Origin of the sequence: Leucobacter chromiisoli, from assembly GCF_016522505.1 — a bacterium.
GTDB lineage: Bacteria > Actinomycetota > Actinomycetes > Actinomycetales > Microbacteriaceae > Leucobacter > Leucobacter chromiisoli.
On sequence record NZ_JAEHOH010000019.1, the window covers coordinates 42737 to 58173 of the forward strand.

The window sequence follows — 15437 nt, forward strand, 5'->3', positions numbered from 1 at the left end:
GGAGCTAAGCAATGTCAACCCAGTCATCCTTCTTCAACGAGCCCCTCGAGGTCGTGGATCCCGAGATCGCCGAGGTGCTGAAGAACGAGCTCGGCCGCCAGCGCGGCACGCTCGAGATGATCGCGAGCGAGAACTTCGTTCCGCGCGCGGTGCTCGAGTCGCAGGGCTCGGTGCTCACCAACAAGTACGCCGAGGGCTACCCCGGCCGCCGCTACTACGGCGGCTGCGAGTTCGTGGATGTCGCTGAGGAGCTGGCCCGCGAGCGCGCGAAGAGCCTGTTCGGAGCCAAGTACGCGAACGTGCAGCCCCACTCGGGCGCCTCAGCCAACGCGGCGGTGCTCTCCGCCATCGCCGAGCCGGGCGACACGATCCTCGGCCTCGAGCTGGCCCACGGCGGCCACCTCACCCACGGCATGAAGCTGAACTTCTCGGGCAAGCTGTACAACGTCGTCTCGTACGGCGTCGATCCCGAGACCATGCGCATCGACATGGACGTGGTGCGCGAGAAGGCCCGTGAGCACAAGCCCAAGGTCATCATCGCCGGCTGGTCGGCGTACCCCCGGCACCTCGACTTCGCCGAGTTCCGCGCGATCGCCGACGAGGTCGGCGCGACGCTCTGGGTGGACATGGCGCACTTCGCCGGTCTCGTCGCGGCAGGGCTGCACCCGAGCCCGGTGCCGCACGCGCACGTCACCTCCTCGACCGTCCACAAGACGATCGGCGGCCCCCGCTCCGGCTTCATCCTCACGAACGACCTCGAGCTGCACAAGAAGCTCAACTCGAACGTCTTCCCCGGTCAGCAGGGCGGCCCGCTGATGCACGTCATCGCGGCGAAGGCGACCGCCTTCAAGCTGGCCGCGACCGACGAGTTCAAGGACCGCCAGGAGCGCACCATCTCGGGCGCGAAGCTCCTCGGCGAGGCGCTGACGAGCGAGGCCTCGAAGGCCGCGGGTGTCGACGTGCTCACCGGCGGCACCGATGTGCACCTCGTGCTCGCGGATCTGCGCGAGTCCGAGCTCGACGGCCAGCAGGCCGAGGACGCGCTGCACGCGGTCGGCATCACCGTCAACCGCAACGCGGTGCCCTTCGACCCCCGCCCCCCGATGGTGACGAGCGGTCTCCGCATCGGCACTCCCGCCCTCGCGACCCGCGGCTTCGGCGACGCCGAGTTCGCGGAGGTGGCCGACATCGTCTCGCTCACGCTGCAGAAGGGCGCCGACGTCGATGCGCTCTCGGCGCGCGTGAAGGCTCTCGCCGACGCGTTCCCGCTCTACCCCGGCCTCGAGGAGTGGTAGGACGATGACCGCCCAGATTCTCGACGGGAAGGCCGCCGCCGCAGCCATCAAGCAGGAGCTGGCCGAGCGGGTCGCCGCGCTGGCCGAGCGCGGCGTCGTCCCGGGTCTCGCGACCGTGCTGGTCGGCGAGGACCCCGGATCGCAGTGGTACGTCGCGGGGAAGCACCGCGACTGCGCCGAGGTCGGCATCGCCTCGATCAAGCGCGAGCTGCCGGAGACGGTGACGCAGGAGGAGCTCGAGGCGGTGCTCGACGAGCTCAACGCCGACCCCGGGTGCACCGGCTACATCGTGCAGCTCCCGCTGCCGAAGCACATCGACACCGATCGGATCCTCGAGCGCATCGATCCCGACAAGGACGCGGACGGGCTGCACCCGACGAACCTCGGCCGGCTGGTGCTCAACGCGAACTCGCCGATCTCGAGCCCGCTGCCGTGCACGCCGCGCGGTGTGATCGAGCTGGTCGAGCGCAACGGCATCTCGTGGGCCGGCAAGCACGTCGTGGTCGTGGGCCGCGGCGTCACGGTGGGCCGCCCCATCGGCCCGCTGCTGACGCGCCGCGAGTACAACGCGACCGTGACGCTCACGCACACGGGCACGCGAGATCTCGGCGCCGAGCTGCGGCGCGCCGACGTGATCGTCGCGGCGGCCGGCGTCGAGGGGATCGTGCAGGCTGAGAACGTGAAACCCGGCGCCGTCGTGCTCGACGTCGGCGTCTCGCGCAAGGTCGACCCCGAGACCGGCAAGAGCCGCGTCGTGGGCGACGTCGATCCCGAGGTGGCGTCCATCGCCGGCTGGGTGTCGCCGAACCCCGGCGGGGTCGGGCCCATGACCCGCGCGCTGCTGCTGAAGAACGTGGTCGAGATGGCGGAGCGGAGGAGCTGAGATGTGCCAGGCGGTGCGCTGCGAGAAGTGCGGCAAGGCGACATGGGTCGGGTGCGGTGAGCACGTGGAGCAGGCCCTCGCGCCCTTCTCCGCGGAGGAGCGCTGCAGCTGCTGAGACCCGAGCGCATCGGCTGACCGACGCGTCCGATGACGACGAGTGCCGGGGCGGATGGGAACATCCGCCCCGGCACTCGTCATTCCGGTATCGGCTCTCGCCGGAGCGCGGTCACCCTCTGCGGAGCGATCTCGCGACGAGGATCGATCCACCGGCGCCGACCAGCAGGATCGCCGCGCCGATCAGACCCGGCGCGAGGCCCGGCCCGCCGGTCCTGCTCAGCTTCTCACCGGGTGTCTTCGGCTCGTTCGCGCTCGGCGGGGGATTCTCCGAGATGGTGTTGGTCAGAGCGACCTCCACCGTCCGGGACTCGCCGATGGTCAGGGTGTCGACGCTGAACTCGGCGCCGGTCCAGGTGCCGCCCTCGATTGTGGCGGGCGCGATCTCGCTCAGCGTCACCTCCGCGCCGGCGGGCAGCGGTCCGCTCGTCACGACGGTGCCGTCCGCCGGAACCGTCAGCTCCCCGGATCCCGCCTCGTAACCGGGGCCGGAGGGGTACTCGTAGCCGACGGTGAACGTCGTCCCGGCCGGCACGAGGCCCGCACCGGTGCCCTCGATGAGCTTCTTCACCGAGAAGTCCCCCACGAGTGCCGTGAGCGTGTTGGTCACCCGCACCTCGGCGACCTCGTCGGCCCCGACGGTGACGCTCGCCGGCTCGATCACCGGGACCTCCCAGGCGCCGCCCGCGACCTGGACGGGATCCTGCTCCGAGAAGGTCACCACCGCGCCCACGGGCAGCCCGTCAACCTCGACCCGGGTGCCGTCGGCCGGCAGCTCGATCGAGCCGGAGCCCGCGGGGATGCCGAGCGATTCGTCGGCCTCCCAGGCGTAGTCGAGCTCGAACGCGAGGTCCTCGGGCAGCAGCACGCCATCGTCGTTCACGATGCGCTTGAGGGCGGCGATCGACCCGGTGTCGAGCGTCGCCTCGTTCAGCAGGCGGATCTCGGTGACCTTGCCGAGTGTGCCGGCGGCGTCCGAGAAGGTCAGTTCCAGGCGGTCGGTCTCGGTGCCGTCGGGCAGCACGAACACCGGATCGGCCCAGGTGACGTTGGTCGGCGCGGTCTGCCGGACCTCCTCGAGTGCGATCGTCGTCCCCTGCGGCAGGGTGGCGCTGGTGAAGGTCTCGCCCGCGCCGATGACGATGTCGTCCTGGGGCTGACCGTCGACCGAGTACTTCACCGTGAACTCGGGGTTCAGCGTGGTGTCTCCCGCGAGCTCCTTGGTGAGCGTGAATTTGCCCTCGTTCTCGCCGACGACGGTGCCGCCGCCGCCCTGGCGAACGACCCTTCCGGAGCCCTCGCCGGAACCCTGCCCCTCGACCGACCACTCGGCGGTGTTGGTGTACTCCACACCCGACTCGATCCCCGCTCTGACCTTCACGACCCAGTCGACGAGGTAGACGGAACCGGCGATCTCGCGGTGCCCATCGGGGAGGTCGGCCCCGGTGAGCCCGGCGACCGACTCGAACTGCGCGCGCGTGCCGTTCTCCGAGACCGTCACCCCCTCGGACTTGACCGCGTATGCGGGAGCCCAGCGGCCGTTGGCGCCGAGCGCCAGGGAGCGCGCCTCGCGCACCGTGGGCCCGCCGACCAGCTCGTAGAGATCGGTGTCCAAGTGATCCTTGACGACGACCGTTCTCCCGGCGGGTATGCCGTCGGCCGGGGCGGGGACGCCGACGCGCCAGACCAGTTCGTCGTTCCCCAGATCGGATACCCAGCCGCTCTTGTATCCGCCCTGACCCGTGAAGTCGCAGTTCTCGGTGCAGGGGTTGCTCGTCGGCGGGGTCACGGTCACCGACGTGGTGAAGCTGCCGAATACGAACTCGTGCTCGACGGTCTCGTCGTTGCCGAGCCTCACATCGACGAAGAAGAAAAAGCTGCCGCTCATGTTGCGCGGATGACTGTTCACGTATTCGGGATCGACGACGCAGTCGATCCTGTCGGTCGAGACCACGCACTCTCCCGCGACCTCCCCATCGGCGCCGATCATGTCGAAGCGGTCTGTATAGCCCTGCAGACCCTCCGGCAGATCGATGCTCACGGTCACGGGGTTCTCTGCTGTGCCGTCGACGGTCCAGTCGACGTTGATCTGCTGCCTGCTGCCGTCGGTGAACTCCTCGTTCTGGAAGTCGACGGAGGTGATGGTGCCCGGTTGCGCCTGCGCGCTGCTCACGGGGCCCGCGAGCAACGAGGACAATCCGATCAGCAGAGCGGCCGCTGCAGCCAGGGCGATACGCGCCCTCGAGCGATGCGGGCGGAGGGCATCGCGTCCGAGCGATGCGGGGTGCTGCCTGAACACTGAGTCTCCAGTTCGTTCGGTTTCCATCTGCCGAAGCGCCGAAGTCCCCCCAGCTTCGCGCCGCCCCAGCCGCCCCTGACGGACGATGATCCGAAGCACAGGGCGGGCGGAGCCACTTTCATTATGCATTCATAGACGGAATTAGCAAAATAAATATGGCTTTCAGGGGAAATGGCCGGTTTCTTCGGCTCGTCGGCGACGGCCCCGAAGCTCAGAATGCGCTCGAGGGACCTTCTCGCCAGGCCGCCGGAGGGTCGCCTTCGCTCTCGTCGGCGCCGGGCTGCCCGTCCTTGGTGGCACTCGGGTGGCCGTCGACGTCGGTAGGTGCTTCTGTGGCCAGGGCGCTCATCGAGTGAATGAGGCGCACGAAGCTCGCTTCGTCCAGTTCGAGTTCGAGCCCCTCGTCATCGCCGAGGAAGAACCATCTCCGCCGGTCGCCGTCGCGCTGCCAGCGCCCGAGGATCAGCGTGCGCTCCTCCGTGCGCTCGACGAGAGTTGAGTCGACGAAGGTTCGTCTTCGTGCGACCACGCTGAGGGCGACTCCGTCGTCGCGATGGGTACGGTCGTCAGGGTGGTCCTGTTCGGTGTGCACGACGGTGCACCAGGGCGGGCAGAGGTGCCGCTGCCAGCTCGGTCGGACGCGGGGCATCGGGTTCCCTTCATGGCGACTGTGGCACGGTCATCACATGATAGGGCCGGCCCCCGACATCGGGTGCGCGCTCAGCGTCCCCCGCCCAAGTCGGGCCATGGTGCCGGAAGTAGCTCGTCGAGAGTGACCTCCAGTTGCTGGGCTACCGCCATGATGTTGCGCAGGCTGGGATTCGCCGGTCTTCCCGGGGAAGACTCGCCCTTCTCGAGCTTCTGGTAGGTGTAGCGCGTGATGCCGGCGGCGTGGGCGAGACGCTCCTGGCTGAACCCGTGCTCGATCCTGCGCTGCTGCAGCCGCGTGCCCAGTCGGCGCGCGAACTCATCCCAGGTCTCTTCGGGTCTCTGTTTTGCCACCTCTCAAGGTTCGAGCAGTGGGCAGTTGTGAGTGGCCATCTTCATTTGGCTTTTACCTGTTCTTGAGGCAAGATGTGGGTGAAGCATGAACGATTCCGAGTTCGCTGCGTGCGGCGTCCGTCCTGACCGATCTCGCTCCGCGCGCAGTGCTGCTCCCGCCGCGTCCGCCGTTCAGTCCCGGATGGCGGGCGGCCTTCGACGATCGGTGGAGCTGCCCGGTCTCCCCGAGAGGTGGTTCTCCGATAGTCGACGGCTCGTTGTGGCGGGGCCGACCGGGCGAACCGGTCGGCAGGGTCCGCGGAAGAGCGGAGACGCTCGAACGCGGGCCCGTCTCCCCTCCGATCTCTCGGGGTTCTCGCGGCAAATCCCGTGATGCGGCGTGCATACTTGTCTGCGGACTGTGCGCCGCGACCGGGGCCAGCTCCGCTCAGAGAACGCCGACCCGAAAGCCGAGCACCGCCGTGATCCTGCCGACCTCCGCCCTGGCTGCGCTCCCGGCCGTCTCAGCGGCTCTGCCCGCGCTGCTCGGCATCGACTGGCTCGATCCCGAGACCCTGCTGCAGGCGGGCGGATGGGCGGCGCTGATCCTCGCGTGCGCGTTCGTCTTCCTCGAGACGGGCGTGCTCGTGCTCGCGTTCCTGCCCGGAGACTCGCTGCTGTTCACCGTCGGCCTCTTCAGCGCGACGGGCATCATCGACGTGCCGATCTGGATGGCGTGCCTCGCCCTCTTCGTGTTCGCCTTCGCCGGCGATCAGATGGGCTTCATGATCGGCCGCAGGCTCGGCCCCGCCGTCTTCACGCGCGAGAAGAGCCGTCTCTTCAATCCCGAGAACGTGGAGCGCACGCACGTGTTCTTCGAGAAGCACGGCCCCAAGGCGATCATCATCGCCAGGTTCCTGCCCGTCTTCAGGGCGTTCGTGCCCGCGGCCGCCGGCGTCGGGCGGATGGAGTACCGTCACTTCGCGGCGTACAACGCGATCGGGGCGTTGCTCTGGGGCGTCGGCGTCACGCTGCTCGGGTTCTTCCTGGGACAGGTGCCGTTCGTGCGCGAGTACAGCGAGGTCTTCATCATCGTGCTCGTGCTGATCCCCGGCGTCCCGATCCTCATCGAGCTGTGGCGCGCGTTCTCGACGTGGCGCGCCGGCCGCGCTGATCGCGACGGCCGCGCTGCAGCGGGGCGGGAGGCCGAGCCGAGCTCGGCCCCCGAGTAGGGCGCTCGCCCCCGACGGCGCGCCGAGGGCGCGGCTGCGCGGCGTCTATCGGTAGAACCCGTCCCGCAGGTTGATGCCGTGCTCCAGCCAGGCCTTGAGCGCCGCGAGCATGCCGGTCCATCCTTCGCAATTGCCGAACGCGGCATCGGCGCCCGCGGCGGTCGCCTGCCAGGACGTCTCGGTGATGGTGACCAGCGTCCGGGCGTCCCCGTCGAGCGACTCGAACTCGAAGACCACCCGCGTGGAGCCCCTCCGGTCGGTCGTGGCCTCGCCGTCCCACTCGATGACCAGCCGGTGCGGGGGGTCGGCGGCGACCACCGTAACGGGGAACGCGCCGGGGAAGTCGGCGAAATCCCACTCCACCTGCTCGCCGGGCGACAGGCGCCCGCGGGCACCGCCGGTGGTGAAGTACCGCGAGAGCTGCTCGGGATCGGCCACGGCCTCGTACACCTGCGCGCGCGGGCGCGCGACACGCCCCGAGACGGTGAAGGAGAGTTCGGAGAGAGGGGCGTCGCTATTCATGTTATAAAATTACAACATGAATAGCGCGATCGACAAGGATTCCGATGATGATCGGGTGTTCAAGGCGCTGGCCTCCCCGGTGCGCCGCAGGATTCTGGATGAGCTGAAGGTGTCTCCCCGCACCACCGGATCGCTCTGCGCGCGCTTCTCGGAGCTCGATCGCACCACCGTGCTGCAGCACCTGCGGGTGCTCGAGCGCGCCGAGCTGGTCTCCGGGCGCAAGGCGGGCCGGGAGCGCCACCTTTCCCTTGCGCCGTTGCCGATCAAGCGCATCCATGACCGCTGGATCGGCGGCTACATGAACGCGGCGGTCGACCTGCTCGCCCGGCTCGACGGGGAGTGAGGGTGCCGGGGTTGGGCGATCCTCCACGGGGGCTTGACCGAGTGCCCTTCCCGACGTAATGTACAACCAAATGGTTGTAAATGAGCAGGATCTCTCAGACGAACGGGTGAACCGGATCTTCCGGGCGCTCGCGGACGCGACGCGACGCGACATCGTGCGCCGCACGCTCGACGCCGAGGCCTCGATCTCGGAGCTCGCGCGCGACTACGACATGTCCTTCGCCGCCGTGCAGAAGCACGTCGCGGTGCTCGAGGCCGCCGACCTCGTCGCCAGGATCCCGAGGGGAAGGGAGCGCATCATCCGCGGCAACCCCGACACCATCCGTCGCACCCGGGAGCTCCTGGGGCACTTCGAGCAGATCTGGCGAGCGCGCATCGATCGTCTCGACGCGCTGCTCGCGGAGGAGCCGCCCGGCCCGACCCGCCAGGGCTGAGCCGCCCCGAGTCCACGGGGAGGATCGCTCCCCGAACCCTCCGGGCACCGCCGACGACCGTCGGAGCCCGGATCCGCATCACCCTCACCGAAAGGCGCATCATGCCCATCACCGCTGTGAACACCGATCCCGAGGCGCTGACGCTCACCGTCGTCGCCGACTTCACCGTCCCCGTGCGCAGGCTCTGGGACGCCTACCTCGATCCGCGCCAGATCGAGCGCTTCTGGGGGCCGCCCGAGTACCCCGCGACCTTCCTGCGTCACGACGCCTTCCCCGGAGGGCTCACCAACTACTACATGACCGGGCCCGAGGGCGACCGCAGCCACGGCTACTGGGAATGGGTCGCCGTCGACGAGCCGCGCGCCTTCGAGGTGCGCGACGGGTTCTCGCACGACGACGGCACCCCGAACGCCGAGATGCCGAGCATGCGCATGGTCTTCGAGTTCGCGGAGACCGCGCTCGGCTCCCGCCTCACCACGACGACCCACTTCAGCTCACTCGAGGAGCTCGAGCAGCTGCAGGGCATGGGCATGGTCGAGGGCATGAGCGCAGCGATGGGGCAGATCGACGCGGTCGTCGAGGATCTCGCGTCGTTCGCGGCGGGCCGGGGCACCGAGCTGCAGCTCATCGGGGAGAACCAGGCGCGGACCTCGCGGATCGTGCGCGGCACCGTCGAACAGGTCTGGCGGGCCCACCACGACCCCGACCTGCTGCGCCGGTGGCAGCTGGGGCCCGACGGCTGGACGATGCCGATCTGCGAGGTCGGCACCGAGCCGGGGCAGCGCCATCGCAGCGGCTGGGAGAACTCGGCGGACGGTCAGCGGTTCGGCTTCACCGGCGTGGTGCAGGAGATCGCGCCGCCGCACCGCTCGGTGAGCACCGAGGCGATGTGGACCCTCGAGGATCCGGATGCGGCGAACAGCCCCGAGACGATCAACGAGCTCACCCTCACCCCCGTCGAGGGCGGCACGCTCGTCTCGCTGCTGATCACCTACCCCGACTCCGCCACGCGCGAGATGATCCTCTCGACCGGCATGGTCGACGGCATGGAGGCGAGCTACGCCCGCCTCGAGAACGAGGTGATCGCCGCATAGTTCGGTGCAGGCGGGAGGCGAGACCGCAGTTCCGCGCCCGTGCTCGCCCGCCCGGTTCCGCGCTTCGCACGGAGCCGGGCGGGCGTCTACTTCCGCTTCGCAGCGGCCTTCGCGGCCCGCTTCGTCTCGCGCACCTTCGCGAGCGTCTCGGGCGACACGATGTCGGCGACGCTGCGGAATGCCCCCTCCTCGCCGTAGGGGGCGCTCGCCTCGCGCCAGCCGTCGCCCTCGAAACCACACTGCTTGCCGAGCAGCGCGAGGAAGATCTTCGCCTTCTGCTCGCCGAAGCCCGGAAGCGCCCGCAGGCGCTTCAGCACCGTCGGGCCGTCGGGGCCGGCGCCGCTCCCGTCGGGCGTCGTCCAGATCGCGCTCGCCTCCCCGCCCCAGTCGTCGAGCAGCTGCTGGCACAGCGTCTGCACGCGGCCGGCCATGGATCCCGGGAACCGGTGCACGGCCGGGGTCTGCCTGAACACCTCGACGAAGGCCTCGGGATCCGCCCCCGCGATCGCCGCGGCGTCGAACGCGCCGAGCCGCTGCTCGATCTTCAGCGGCCCGACGAACGCGACCTCCATCGCCACCTGCTGGTCGAGCAGCATGCCCAGAACAAGTGCGAGGGGGTTGTTCGTGAGCAATTCATCGGCGGCGGCGTCGCCGGTCAGCTGGAGCTTCATGGGTAGATTATTCCAATCCTTGAGTCGCAACAGGGCACCTTTGAGTGTGAGATGAAAGTACCTTGTCTTGCCTCTGTACAATAGTCTGGTTCCATGACTGAACCTCGATCTGCAGGCGATATTAGTTTCATTACGCAGCAAGCGCCGGTCGATGAACGTGGGCGCGCGCTGTACGCAATTGCCAGATCAATACTACGAGCTCAGCTTGATCAGCTGACCCACTCGGACCTGGAAGATTTGGACCGAGACCGCGCTGATGTGACGATGCGACAGCTAGCCAAGATGGCCCGGTTGAACCGTGACAAAGGAATGCGTGGGGACGGTTTCGAGTGGGCTGTTCACGAGGCCATTCTCGGCGAAGAGCCGTCGGTACTGGAGCCGCTGGTAAATGTGATGAAGAAGGCCTCTCCTCCACGGTTTAGAACTCTTGAGGTGCCTAGATCGTTGCTTTTTGGGTATGAAAGGGCAAAGTATCTAGGATTTATCGACGCCATGGTTGAGGAGGCTGCGGACATGGCAGTTCTACTTCCCGATGGTCAAGGTCGGCCCTTCAAATTCGATACTTGGGTATCAGTAGCTGCTGGTGGTAAAGCCTCTGAGCCCCTCCTGCGCTCGCGAATCAAACAGATTTGGAAGACCGATCTGTTCCTCAGCGATGAGGAACGTCATAGACATCTCGCCACGACAATCAAGAGTAATTGGCACACGCTAGAAGGAGGAGCGGGCCTACGAGTGGCGATTGTTCCTGAGGCGCCGGATCTTCGTGCTGGTGTTCGCTTTTCACAAAAGCATGGGCTTTGGCTTACGGTGCTACCTGATCCAGGTGGGTTCATGGGTCTCTTCAACGATGCGTACGAGGCTGTGGCGGAAGCAATCTATACCCTCGGTAAGCATGAACGCGGTCACTACTTCTATAAGCCGACCCCTATGGGTCGCCGTCTCCAAGAACAGCTAGAAAAGTACCCAACAGCGAAAGTGGTCGATATCGAATACGCCCTGAATGAAGCCGCTCAGCAGCAACTCGTTGGAGTCGAACGGCGTCTGGTTTCGGTGGATGCACCAGGCTGGCTGCATTTGAACGCGTCAAGGGTCCCTGCCGTTGCACCCAAGCCATACTTTGAGCCTCTTGACTAACGCCCCGATGAATCAGTGGAGCAAATTTTCATGTGTTCGTTGCGTTCTTGGCTGAAGCATTTTGATTGGAGCTCTGGGTAGCGCGCTAAAATACAAGTTGCTATCTCCTGGTTAACGGAGTTGCTGGTCGAGCAGCATGCCGTTGAGCAGCGCGAGCGGATTCTCCGTGAGCAGGCGGTCGGCAGCGGGGTCTGATGTAGGAACAGGTGACAGTTCTGGTTAGGCCGCGAGGGCCAGGTCGTTGTTCATGATGGCCTCGAACTCGATCGGCGTCAAACGGCCCAGGCGGACCTGCCTGCGTCGCCGGCGGTAGGTCCGCTCGATCCAGGTCACGATCGCGATCCGCAGTTCTTCACGTGTGGCCCAGGAGCGCCGGTTCAGGACGTTCTTCTGCAGCAGGCTGAAGAACGATTCCATTGCCGCGTTATCGCCGCAGGACGCGACCCTGCCCATCGAGCCGACGAGGTTGTGCGCGGCGAGTTCTCGACGCAGTTTCCTGCTTCGAAATTGCGATCCACGGTCGGAATGCACGATGCAGCCGTTCACGTCTTGGCGCATCCGGACCGCGTTTCGGACGGCGCGGACCGCGAGTGATGCTTTCATTCTCGAGTCGATCGAGTAGCCCACGATCCGACCACTGAAAGCGTCCTTGACCGCGCAAAGATAGAGTCGGCCTTCACTCGTTTTGTGTTCCGTGATGTCTGTCAGCCAGAGCTGGTTCGGTCGGGAAGCTGTGAACTGGTGACGCTCACGCCCGTGCTCGTCGATAACGACACAGAGATCGTCGTGAACAGCAGGGCCAGGCTTCTTCCCATTCTTGCTCCGCTTCTTCCCGAACACACTCCACCAGCCGTTCACCGATGCGATCCGCCACGCCGTCCGGTCCGACATCGCTTGTCCCTCGTCGCGGGCTTCGTCGGCGAGGAGCCGATACCCGAATTCGGGGTCGTCACGATGTGCGTCGAACAGCGCGTTCGCGCGATACGCCTCGCCCAACTCCCGGCTGGTGACTGGCGTCTTCAACCAGCGGTAGTAGGGCTGGCGGGCGAGCTTCAATACCCGGCACGACACCACGACGGGAATCCCGTCCGCGGCGAGCTCGCTCACGAGCGGGTAGAGCCTTTTCCCGGCAGATGAGCCTGCGACAGATACGCCGCTGCGCGACGCAGCACCTCATTCTCTTGTTCGAGGAGGCGATTGCGTTTGCGGAGCTCACGCAGCTCGGCGGACTCCGACTTCGTCTCACCCGGCTGTTCGCCGGCCTCGACACGTGCCTGACGCATCCACTTGTCGAGCGTTCCAACATGGACGCCGAAATCTTTCGCGATCTGCGCGAGAGTGACGTCTGGATCACGGTTCTGGGCGACGCGGATCACGTCGTCGCGGAACTCCTTAGGAAACGGCTTGGGCATGATGACATCCTTCCAGGCCAGCCCTCTCGGCTAGCCACGTTTGATGTCACCTGTTCCTGCATCAGACCCTCTTGCCCGAGGGGTTCCGGGGTGTCCACTCCGGCGGCTCGACGTGACTCCACATGCGCAATCACACTCGGTGACGATGCGTGCCAAGGCTTGCGAACTGTACCTCGGCTGGTCTGGCACTTGAACGGATGCCGCGGGAGGACGGGTCAGGTCATTCGATGAGCATTGCATGTAGAATGCATGTGTTATATGCTAGTTGCATGACAACGATCCAGGTTCGCAACGTCTCCGAGGAGACGAGCCGTGCGCTCAAAGCGAAGGCGGCGCTCGAGGGTCGTTCGCTGAGCGACTACCTGCTGCGCGAGCTCGACCGCCTCGCGACGCGTCCGAGCCGGGCCGAACTGCTGGAGCGGATCGCGAGCCGTAGCGTTGTCGCACTCGAACCGGCGGCACAGGTGCTCGCCGAGCAGCGACGCGGTCGATGACGCTCGTCGTCGATGCATCTGCGGTCGCCGAGATCCTATTCGGAACCGAAGCAGGGCGACGGGCGGCTGCGCTGATAGGCCAGCACGAACTGCTGGCGCCGCAGCACCTCACGGCCGAGGTCGCCTCCGTCATCCGCGGCTGGTCTCTCAGCCAGCAGGTCACCGACGAGCAGGCGCTGCGTGCATTCCGCGAGTTCGACGCGCTCGGCATCGAGCAGGTGCCGATGATGTCCATGCTGCCCGCCGTCTATTCCCTGCGGCACAATGTCAGCGCCTATGACGCCATGTACGTCGTGCTCGCGCGGGCAGCGCAGTGCTCACTGCTGACTCTCGACGCTCGTCTCTCGGCATCCGTTCCGGATTGCGCGCTGCTGCCGTAACTTCTTGCGCCTCGTCAGGGTGCGAGCCACTCCCGCGTCATATTGCCCTCTGGTGAGCGCACCCGCTGGTCCAGCAGCATCCCGATCAGGAGCGCGAGCGGGTTCTCGGTGAGGAGCGTGTCGGCGGCAGCGTCGTCGGTGAGGTGGATGACCAGGAGTCCAGTGTCACCGATCTGGTGCTGAAACCACGGGGAACCGACGCGGAGCATGACCGAAGACTCGCCGCGGACGACTCCTGCCGGAGCGGTGCTGTCACCATGCGCCCAGAGAGACGCGCCCGAAGCGAGGTCGACACGGTGGGACATCGTCCGCACGGCGCCCGAGTCAGGAATCGCCGAATCGGCCGTCCGTCCAGGCGAGCAGCTCGGGGATGAGCGGGGAGTCGGCCTCGACGAGCGGGACGTGGTCGACGCCGGGGTAGGTGCGGTAGTCGATCTGTCCGCCTGCGGCGCGGACTTCGTCGACGTACTCCTGCTGGGCCGCGGGGATGACGAGGGTATCGGCCTCGCCCTGCCCGATCAGGACGGGCGCCGGGATCGTGGCACGGGGCACGTTCTGAGCCAAGCGCGCTCCGAGCGGGCCCGCGGTCGGGTCGTCCCGGAAGATCGCCGGATCTGCGCTCAGTGCGAGGACGTCCAGGACCGAGACGAGCATGCCCGGCTCTGACAGGCACCGCGTCGACATCGATCGCACTGTCTGCTCGGCACCGGGACGGATGTACTCGCGCCAGGTCACATCGGGGTAGTTTTCGGTGTACGCGGCGACGACGAAGGAGGCGAAGACGCTGCCGCCCGTGACGTTCGGAAGATTCCGGACGAGGGCGGGCAGGTTGGCCGCCGGTGCGAGCGCGGCGACGCCGTGGAGCGTGAGCTCCGGGGAATAATCGGCGGCCGATGCGCCGCTCCACAGTGCCGCTCCGCCGCCCTGGGAGTGCCCCCACGCGACCACGTCCGTGCTGAGGTCGGCCGGCCCGAGCTGCCCAGCGGCGCGAACCGCGTCGAGGGAGGCGCGGGCCGAGTCCTCGCCGATCAGGTAGGGGTGCGGCCCCTCGGTGCCGAGCCCGATGTAATCGGTGGCGACGAGCGCCCAGCCCCGGTCGATGATCTCGGGCAGCACGAACAGCGCGCCGGAGCCGAACGGATCCTCGAGCAGCGACGGGGCGCACTGCTGCCCGAACCCGGTGGTCCCATGAGGCCAGTCGGCGACGGGCCAGTGGCCGGGCCCGTTCTCGGGCACGACCACCAGACCGCTTGCCACGGCTGGGGTGCCGTCTGCTCGACTGCTCGTGTAGAGGATGCGCCACCCGATCGCACCCTCGGGCACTCCCCGCGTGAAGGGCTCTGCGCGGATCAGCTGGCCCGGTGCATCCGGCACATCGCGGGAAGGGGCGTAGAACTCGTCGACGACCGGCGATCCCTCGTGCAACCCGACACTCACCGCTCCCGCTGCGACGGCCAGGGCCAGCGACGCGATGGCCGCGGTCGTGCGCGCGAAGCGGCGCATCCTTCCAGGGGCGCGCCCGCGCGACGGCCCGGTCGCTCCTCGGAGCGCCCTCCATCCCGCCGTGCACCCGTCGATGACGAGGCGCGCGCCGAAGGCGACGGCGGCGACGAGGAGCGTGATGTCGGGCCACAGCAGGGCGAGCAGACCGAGGATCGCCGATGCGGCGCCGAGCGCGCCCGCTGCGACCCGGTCATCGACGCCGATGCTGCGCCGGAACGCACCGGAGGCGGTGCGCACGCCGCCCACGAGCAGCCCCGCGGCGATCACGGCGGCGAGCACGCGCACGGTGAGGCCCATGTGCAGCAGCACGAACACGCCCGCTGCGACCCAGAGCACGGCCTCGAACACCAGGGCTCGCCGCCACCAGGAGGGCCCGTGGAGCTCGCTCTCTCGATCGTGGACGATGATCACGACGCCGTGGACGAGGAAGCCCGCTCCGACGAGCAGCGCGAGGACGTCCAGAGAGAGTGTCGGGCGGATGATCAGGAACGCTCCCAGCCCGAGCGCGAGCACCGCCAGGATGATGAGCTGCGAGCGGGGCTGCGACTCGGCCGCGGCGTCACTGTGCGGGGACGTCGAGCTCATGTCACAATCCTATGGACGACGGACGTATGCCGGATCTCTCGGAGAGATGCGTCGCCAGAGCG

The 15437-nt window shown here is 67.4% G+C and carries 17 protein-coding genes and 1 pseudogene; 10 read left to right on the forward strand and 8 right to left on the reverse strand.

Features of this window, described 5'->3' with window-relative positions:
• The first annotated feature begins 11 nt into the window (after positions 1–11).
• From glyA to JD276_RS16465, 3 genes are read left to right on the forward strand one after another with little or no spacing between them, the layout of a single operon-like run.
• Positions 12–1295, forward strand: a complete 1284-nt coding sequence (gene glyA / locus JD276_RS12800) for a serine hydroxymethyltransferase (protein WP_200116044.1) — start codon at positions 12–14, stop codon at positions 1293–1295.
• Positions 1296–1299: 4 nt separating this feature from the next.
• Positions 1300–2178, forward strand: coding sequence for a bifunctional methylenetetrahydrofolate dehydrogenase/methenyltetrahydrofolate cyclohydrolase (locus JD276_RS12805; RefSeq protein WP_200116045.1), 879 nt, complete (start codon positions 1300–1302; stop codon positions 2176–2178).
• A gap of 1 nt (position 2179) precedes the next feature.
• Entirely contained in the window at positions 2180–2293 is a 114-nt protein-coding gene (locus tag JD276_RS16465; RefSeq protein ID WP_504739342.1) for a DUF8730 family Cys-rich protein, read from the forward strand.
• Between the two features lie 111 nt (positions 2294–2404).
• On the opposite strand, the gene JD276_RS12810 is transcribed toward JD276_RS16465, so the two are convergent.
• From JD276_RS12810 to JD276_RS12820, 3 genes are all read right to left on the reverse strand, one after another.
• The gene (locus tag JD276_RS12810; RefSeq protein ID WP_200116046.1) at positions 2405–4465 is read right to left on the reverse strand and encodes a DUF5979 domain-containing protein; all 2061 of its coding nucleotides are present in this window, start codon (positions 4463–4465) and stop codon (positions 2405–2407) included.
• Positions 4466–4802: 337 nt separating this feature from the next.
• Complete coding sequence (locus JD276_RS12815; protein WP_200116047.1) at positions 4803–5240, reverse strand: DUF6907 domain-containing protein; 438 nt, start codon at positions 5238–5240, stop codon at positions 4803–4805.
• A 71-nt stretch (positions 5241–5311) separates the two neighbouring features.
• Positions 5312–5593, reverse strand: a complete 282-nt coding sequence (locus JD276_RS12820; protein WP_200116048.1) for a helix-turn-helix domain-containing protein — start codon at positions 5591–5593, stop codon at positions 5312–5314.
• A 461-nt stretch (positions 5594–6054) separates the two neighbouring features.
• Here JD276_RS12820 and JD276_RS12825 point away from each other — a divergent pair, with 461 nt between their 5' ends.
• The gene (locus tag JD276_RS12825; RefSeq protein ID WP_200116049.1) at positions 6055–6804 is read left to right on the forward strand and encodes a VTT domain-containing protein; all 750 of its coding nucleotides are present in this window, start codon (positions 6055–6057) and stop codon (positions 6802–6804) included.
• 45 nt (positions 6805–6849) lie between these two features.
• Here the strand turns inward: JD276_RS12825 and JD276_RS12830 are convergent, their stop codons facing one another.
• Complete coding sequence (locus tag JD276_RS12830; RefSeq protein ID WP_200116050.1) at positions 6850–7326, reverse strand: SRPBCC domain-containing protein; 477 nt, start codon at positions 7324–7326, stop codon at positions 6850–6852.
• 16 nt (positions 7327–7342) lie between these two features.
• Here JD276_RS12830 and JD276_RS12835 point away from each other — a divergent pair, with 16 nt between their 5' ends.
• The 3 genes from JD276_RS12835 to JD276_RS12845 all read left to right on the forward strand — a co-directional run bounded on the left by JD276_RS12835 (position 7343) and on the right by JD276_RS12845 (position 9196).
• Complete coding sequence (locus tag JD276_RS12835; RefSeq protein ID WP_200116051.1) at positions 7343–7669, forward strand: ArsR/SmtB family transcription factor; 327 nt, start codon at positions 7343–7345, stop codon at positions 7667–7669.
• Positions 7670–7739: 70 nt separating this feature from the next.
• Positions 7740–8102 (forward strand): ArsR/SmtB family transcription factor, encoded by a 363-nt coding sequence (locus JD276_RS12840; RefSeq protein ID WP_200116052.1) that lies wholly within the window; start codon positions 7740–7742, stop codon positions 8100–8102.
• Positions 8103–8203: 101 nt separating this feature from the next.
• Positions 8204–9196, forward strand: a complete 993-nt coding sequence (locus JD276_RS12845; protein WP_200116053.1) for an SRPBCC family protein — start codon at positions 8204–8206, stop codon at positions 9194–9196.
• 86 nt (positions 9197–9282) lie between these two features.
• On the opposite strand, the gene JD276_RS12850 is transcribed toward JD276_RS12845, so the two are convergent.
• Complete coding sequence (locus tag JD276_RS12850) at positions 9283–9867, reverse strand: HhH-GPD-type base excision DNA repair protein (protein ID WP_200116054.1); 585 nt, start codon at positions 9865–9867, stop codon at positions 9283–9285.
• A 93-nt stretch (positions 9868–9960) separates the two neighbouring features.
• Between JD276_RS12850 and JD276_RS12855 the strand changes: the two genes are divergently transcribed.
• Complete coding sequence (locus JD276_RS12855; protein WP_200116055.1) at positions 9961–11001, forward strand: hypothetical protein; 1041 nt, start codon at positions 9961–9963, stop codon at positions 10999–11001.
• A 219-nt stretch (positions 11002–11220) separates the two neighbouring features.
• Here JD276_RS12855 and JD276_RS12860 read toward each other — a convergent pair.
• Positions 11221–12413, reverse strand: a protein-coding gene (locus tag JD276_RS12860; RefSeq protein WP_200116056.1) for an IS3 family transposase whose coding sequence is annotated in 2 segments (ribosomal slippage) — positions 11221–12126 and positions 12129–12413 — 1191 coding nt in all. Because the reading frame shifts where the segments join, the coding sequence is not laid out codon by codon here.
• A 269-nt stretch (positions 12414–12682) separates the two neighbouring features.
• On the opposite strand from JD276_RS12860, the gene JD276_RS12865 reads away from it, so the two are divergent.
• Both JD276_RS12865 and JD276_RS12870 read left to right on the forward strand, forming a co-directional pair.
• On the forward strand, positions 12683–12907 hold the full coding sequence (locus tag JD276_RS12865) for a FitA-like ribbon-helix-helix domain-containing protein (RefSeq protein ID WP_200116057.1): 225 nt from the start codon (positions 12683–12685) through the stop codon (positions 12905–12907).
• Complete coding sequence (locus JD276_RS12870) at positions 12904–13287, forward strand: type II toxin-antitoxin system VapC family toxin (RefSeq protein ID WP_200116058.1); 384 nt, start codon at positions 12904–12906, stop codon at positions 13285–13287. The genes JD276_RS12865 and JD276_RS12870 overlap by 4 nt, the downstream gene beginning before the upstream one ends.
• Before the next feature lie 59 nt (positions 13288–13346).
• Here the strand turns inward: JD276_RS12870 and JD276_RS12875 are convergent.
• Together JD276_RS12875 and JD276_RS12880 are read right to left on the reverse strand one after the other, a co-directional pair.
• Positions 13347–13442 (reverse strand): annotated as a pseudogene (locus tag JD276_RS12875) (HhH-GPD-type base excision DNA repair protein); the annotation flags it as partial.
• Positions 13443–13611: 169 nt separating this feature from the next.
• On the reverse strand, positions 13612–15375 hold the full coding sequence (locus JD276_RS12880) for a lipase family protein (RefSeq protein ID WP_200116059.1): 1764 nt from the start codon (positions 15373–15375) through the stop codon (positions 13612–13614).
• Positions 15376–15437: the final 62 nt, after the last annotated feature.

What these genes read in the sequence shown, in the direction of transcription:
- JD276_RS12880 (WP_200116059.1), bottom strand. Translation starts at nt 15,375, where the DNA reads ATGAGCTCGACGTCCCCGCACAGTGACGCCGCGGCCGAGTCGCAGCCC.
- JD276_RS12835 (WP_200116051.1), top strand. Translation starts at nt 7,343, where the DNA reads ATGAATAGCGCGATCGACAAGGATTCCGATGATGATCGGGTGTTCAAG.
- glyA (WP_200116044.1), top strand. Translation starts at nt 12, where the DNA reads ATGTCAACCCAGTCATCCTTCTTCAACGAGCCCCTCGAGGTCGTGGAT.
- JD276_RS12805 (WP_200116045.1), top strand. Translation starts at nt 1,300, where the DNA reads ATGACCGCCCAGATTCTCGACGGGAAGGCCGCCGCCGCAGCCATCAAG.
- JD276_RS12845 (WP_200116053.1), top strand. Translation starts at nt 8,204, where the DNA reads ATGCCCATCACCGCTGTGAACACCGATCCCGAGGCGCTGACGCTCACC.
- JD276_RS12855 (WP_200116055.1), top strand. Translation starts at nt 9,961, where the DNA reads ATGACTGAACCTCGATCTGCAGGCGATATTAGTTTCATTACGCAGCAA.
- JD276_RS12850 (WP_200116054.1), bottom strand. Translation starts at nt 9,867, where the DNA reads ATGAAGCTCCAGCTGACCGGCGACGCCGCCGCCGATGAATTGCTCACG.
- JD276_RS12815 (WP_200116047.1), bottom strand. Translation starts at nt 5,240, where the DNA reads ATGCCCCGCGTCCGACCGAGCTGGCAGCGGCACCTCTGCCCGCCCTGG.
- JD276_RS12830 (WP_200116050.1), bottom strand. Translation starts at nt 7,326, where the DNA reads ATGAATAGCGACGCCCCTCTCTCCGAACTCTCCTTCACCGTCTCGGGG.
- JD276_RS12870 (WP_200116058.1), top strand. Translation starts at nt 12,904, where the DNA reads ATGACGCTCGTCGTCGATGCATCTGCGGTCGCCGAGATCCTATTCGGA.
- JD276_RS12865 (WP_200116057.1), top strand. Translation starts at nt 12,683, where the DNA reads ATGACAACGATCCAGGTTCGCAACGTCTCCGAGGAGACGAGCCGTGCG.
- JD276_RS12840 (WP_200116052.1), top strand. Translation starts at nt 7,740, where the DNA reads ATGGTTGTAAATGAGCAGGATCTCTCAGACGAACGGGTGAACCGGATC.
- JD276_RS16465 (WP_504739342.1), top strand. Translation starts at nt 2,180, where the DNA reads ATGTGCCAGGCGGTGCGCTGCGAGAAGTGCGGCAAGGCGACATGGGTC.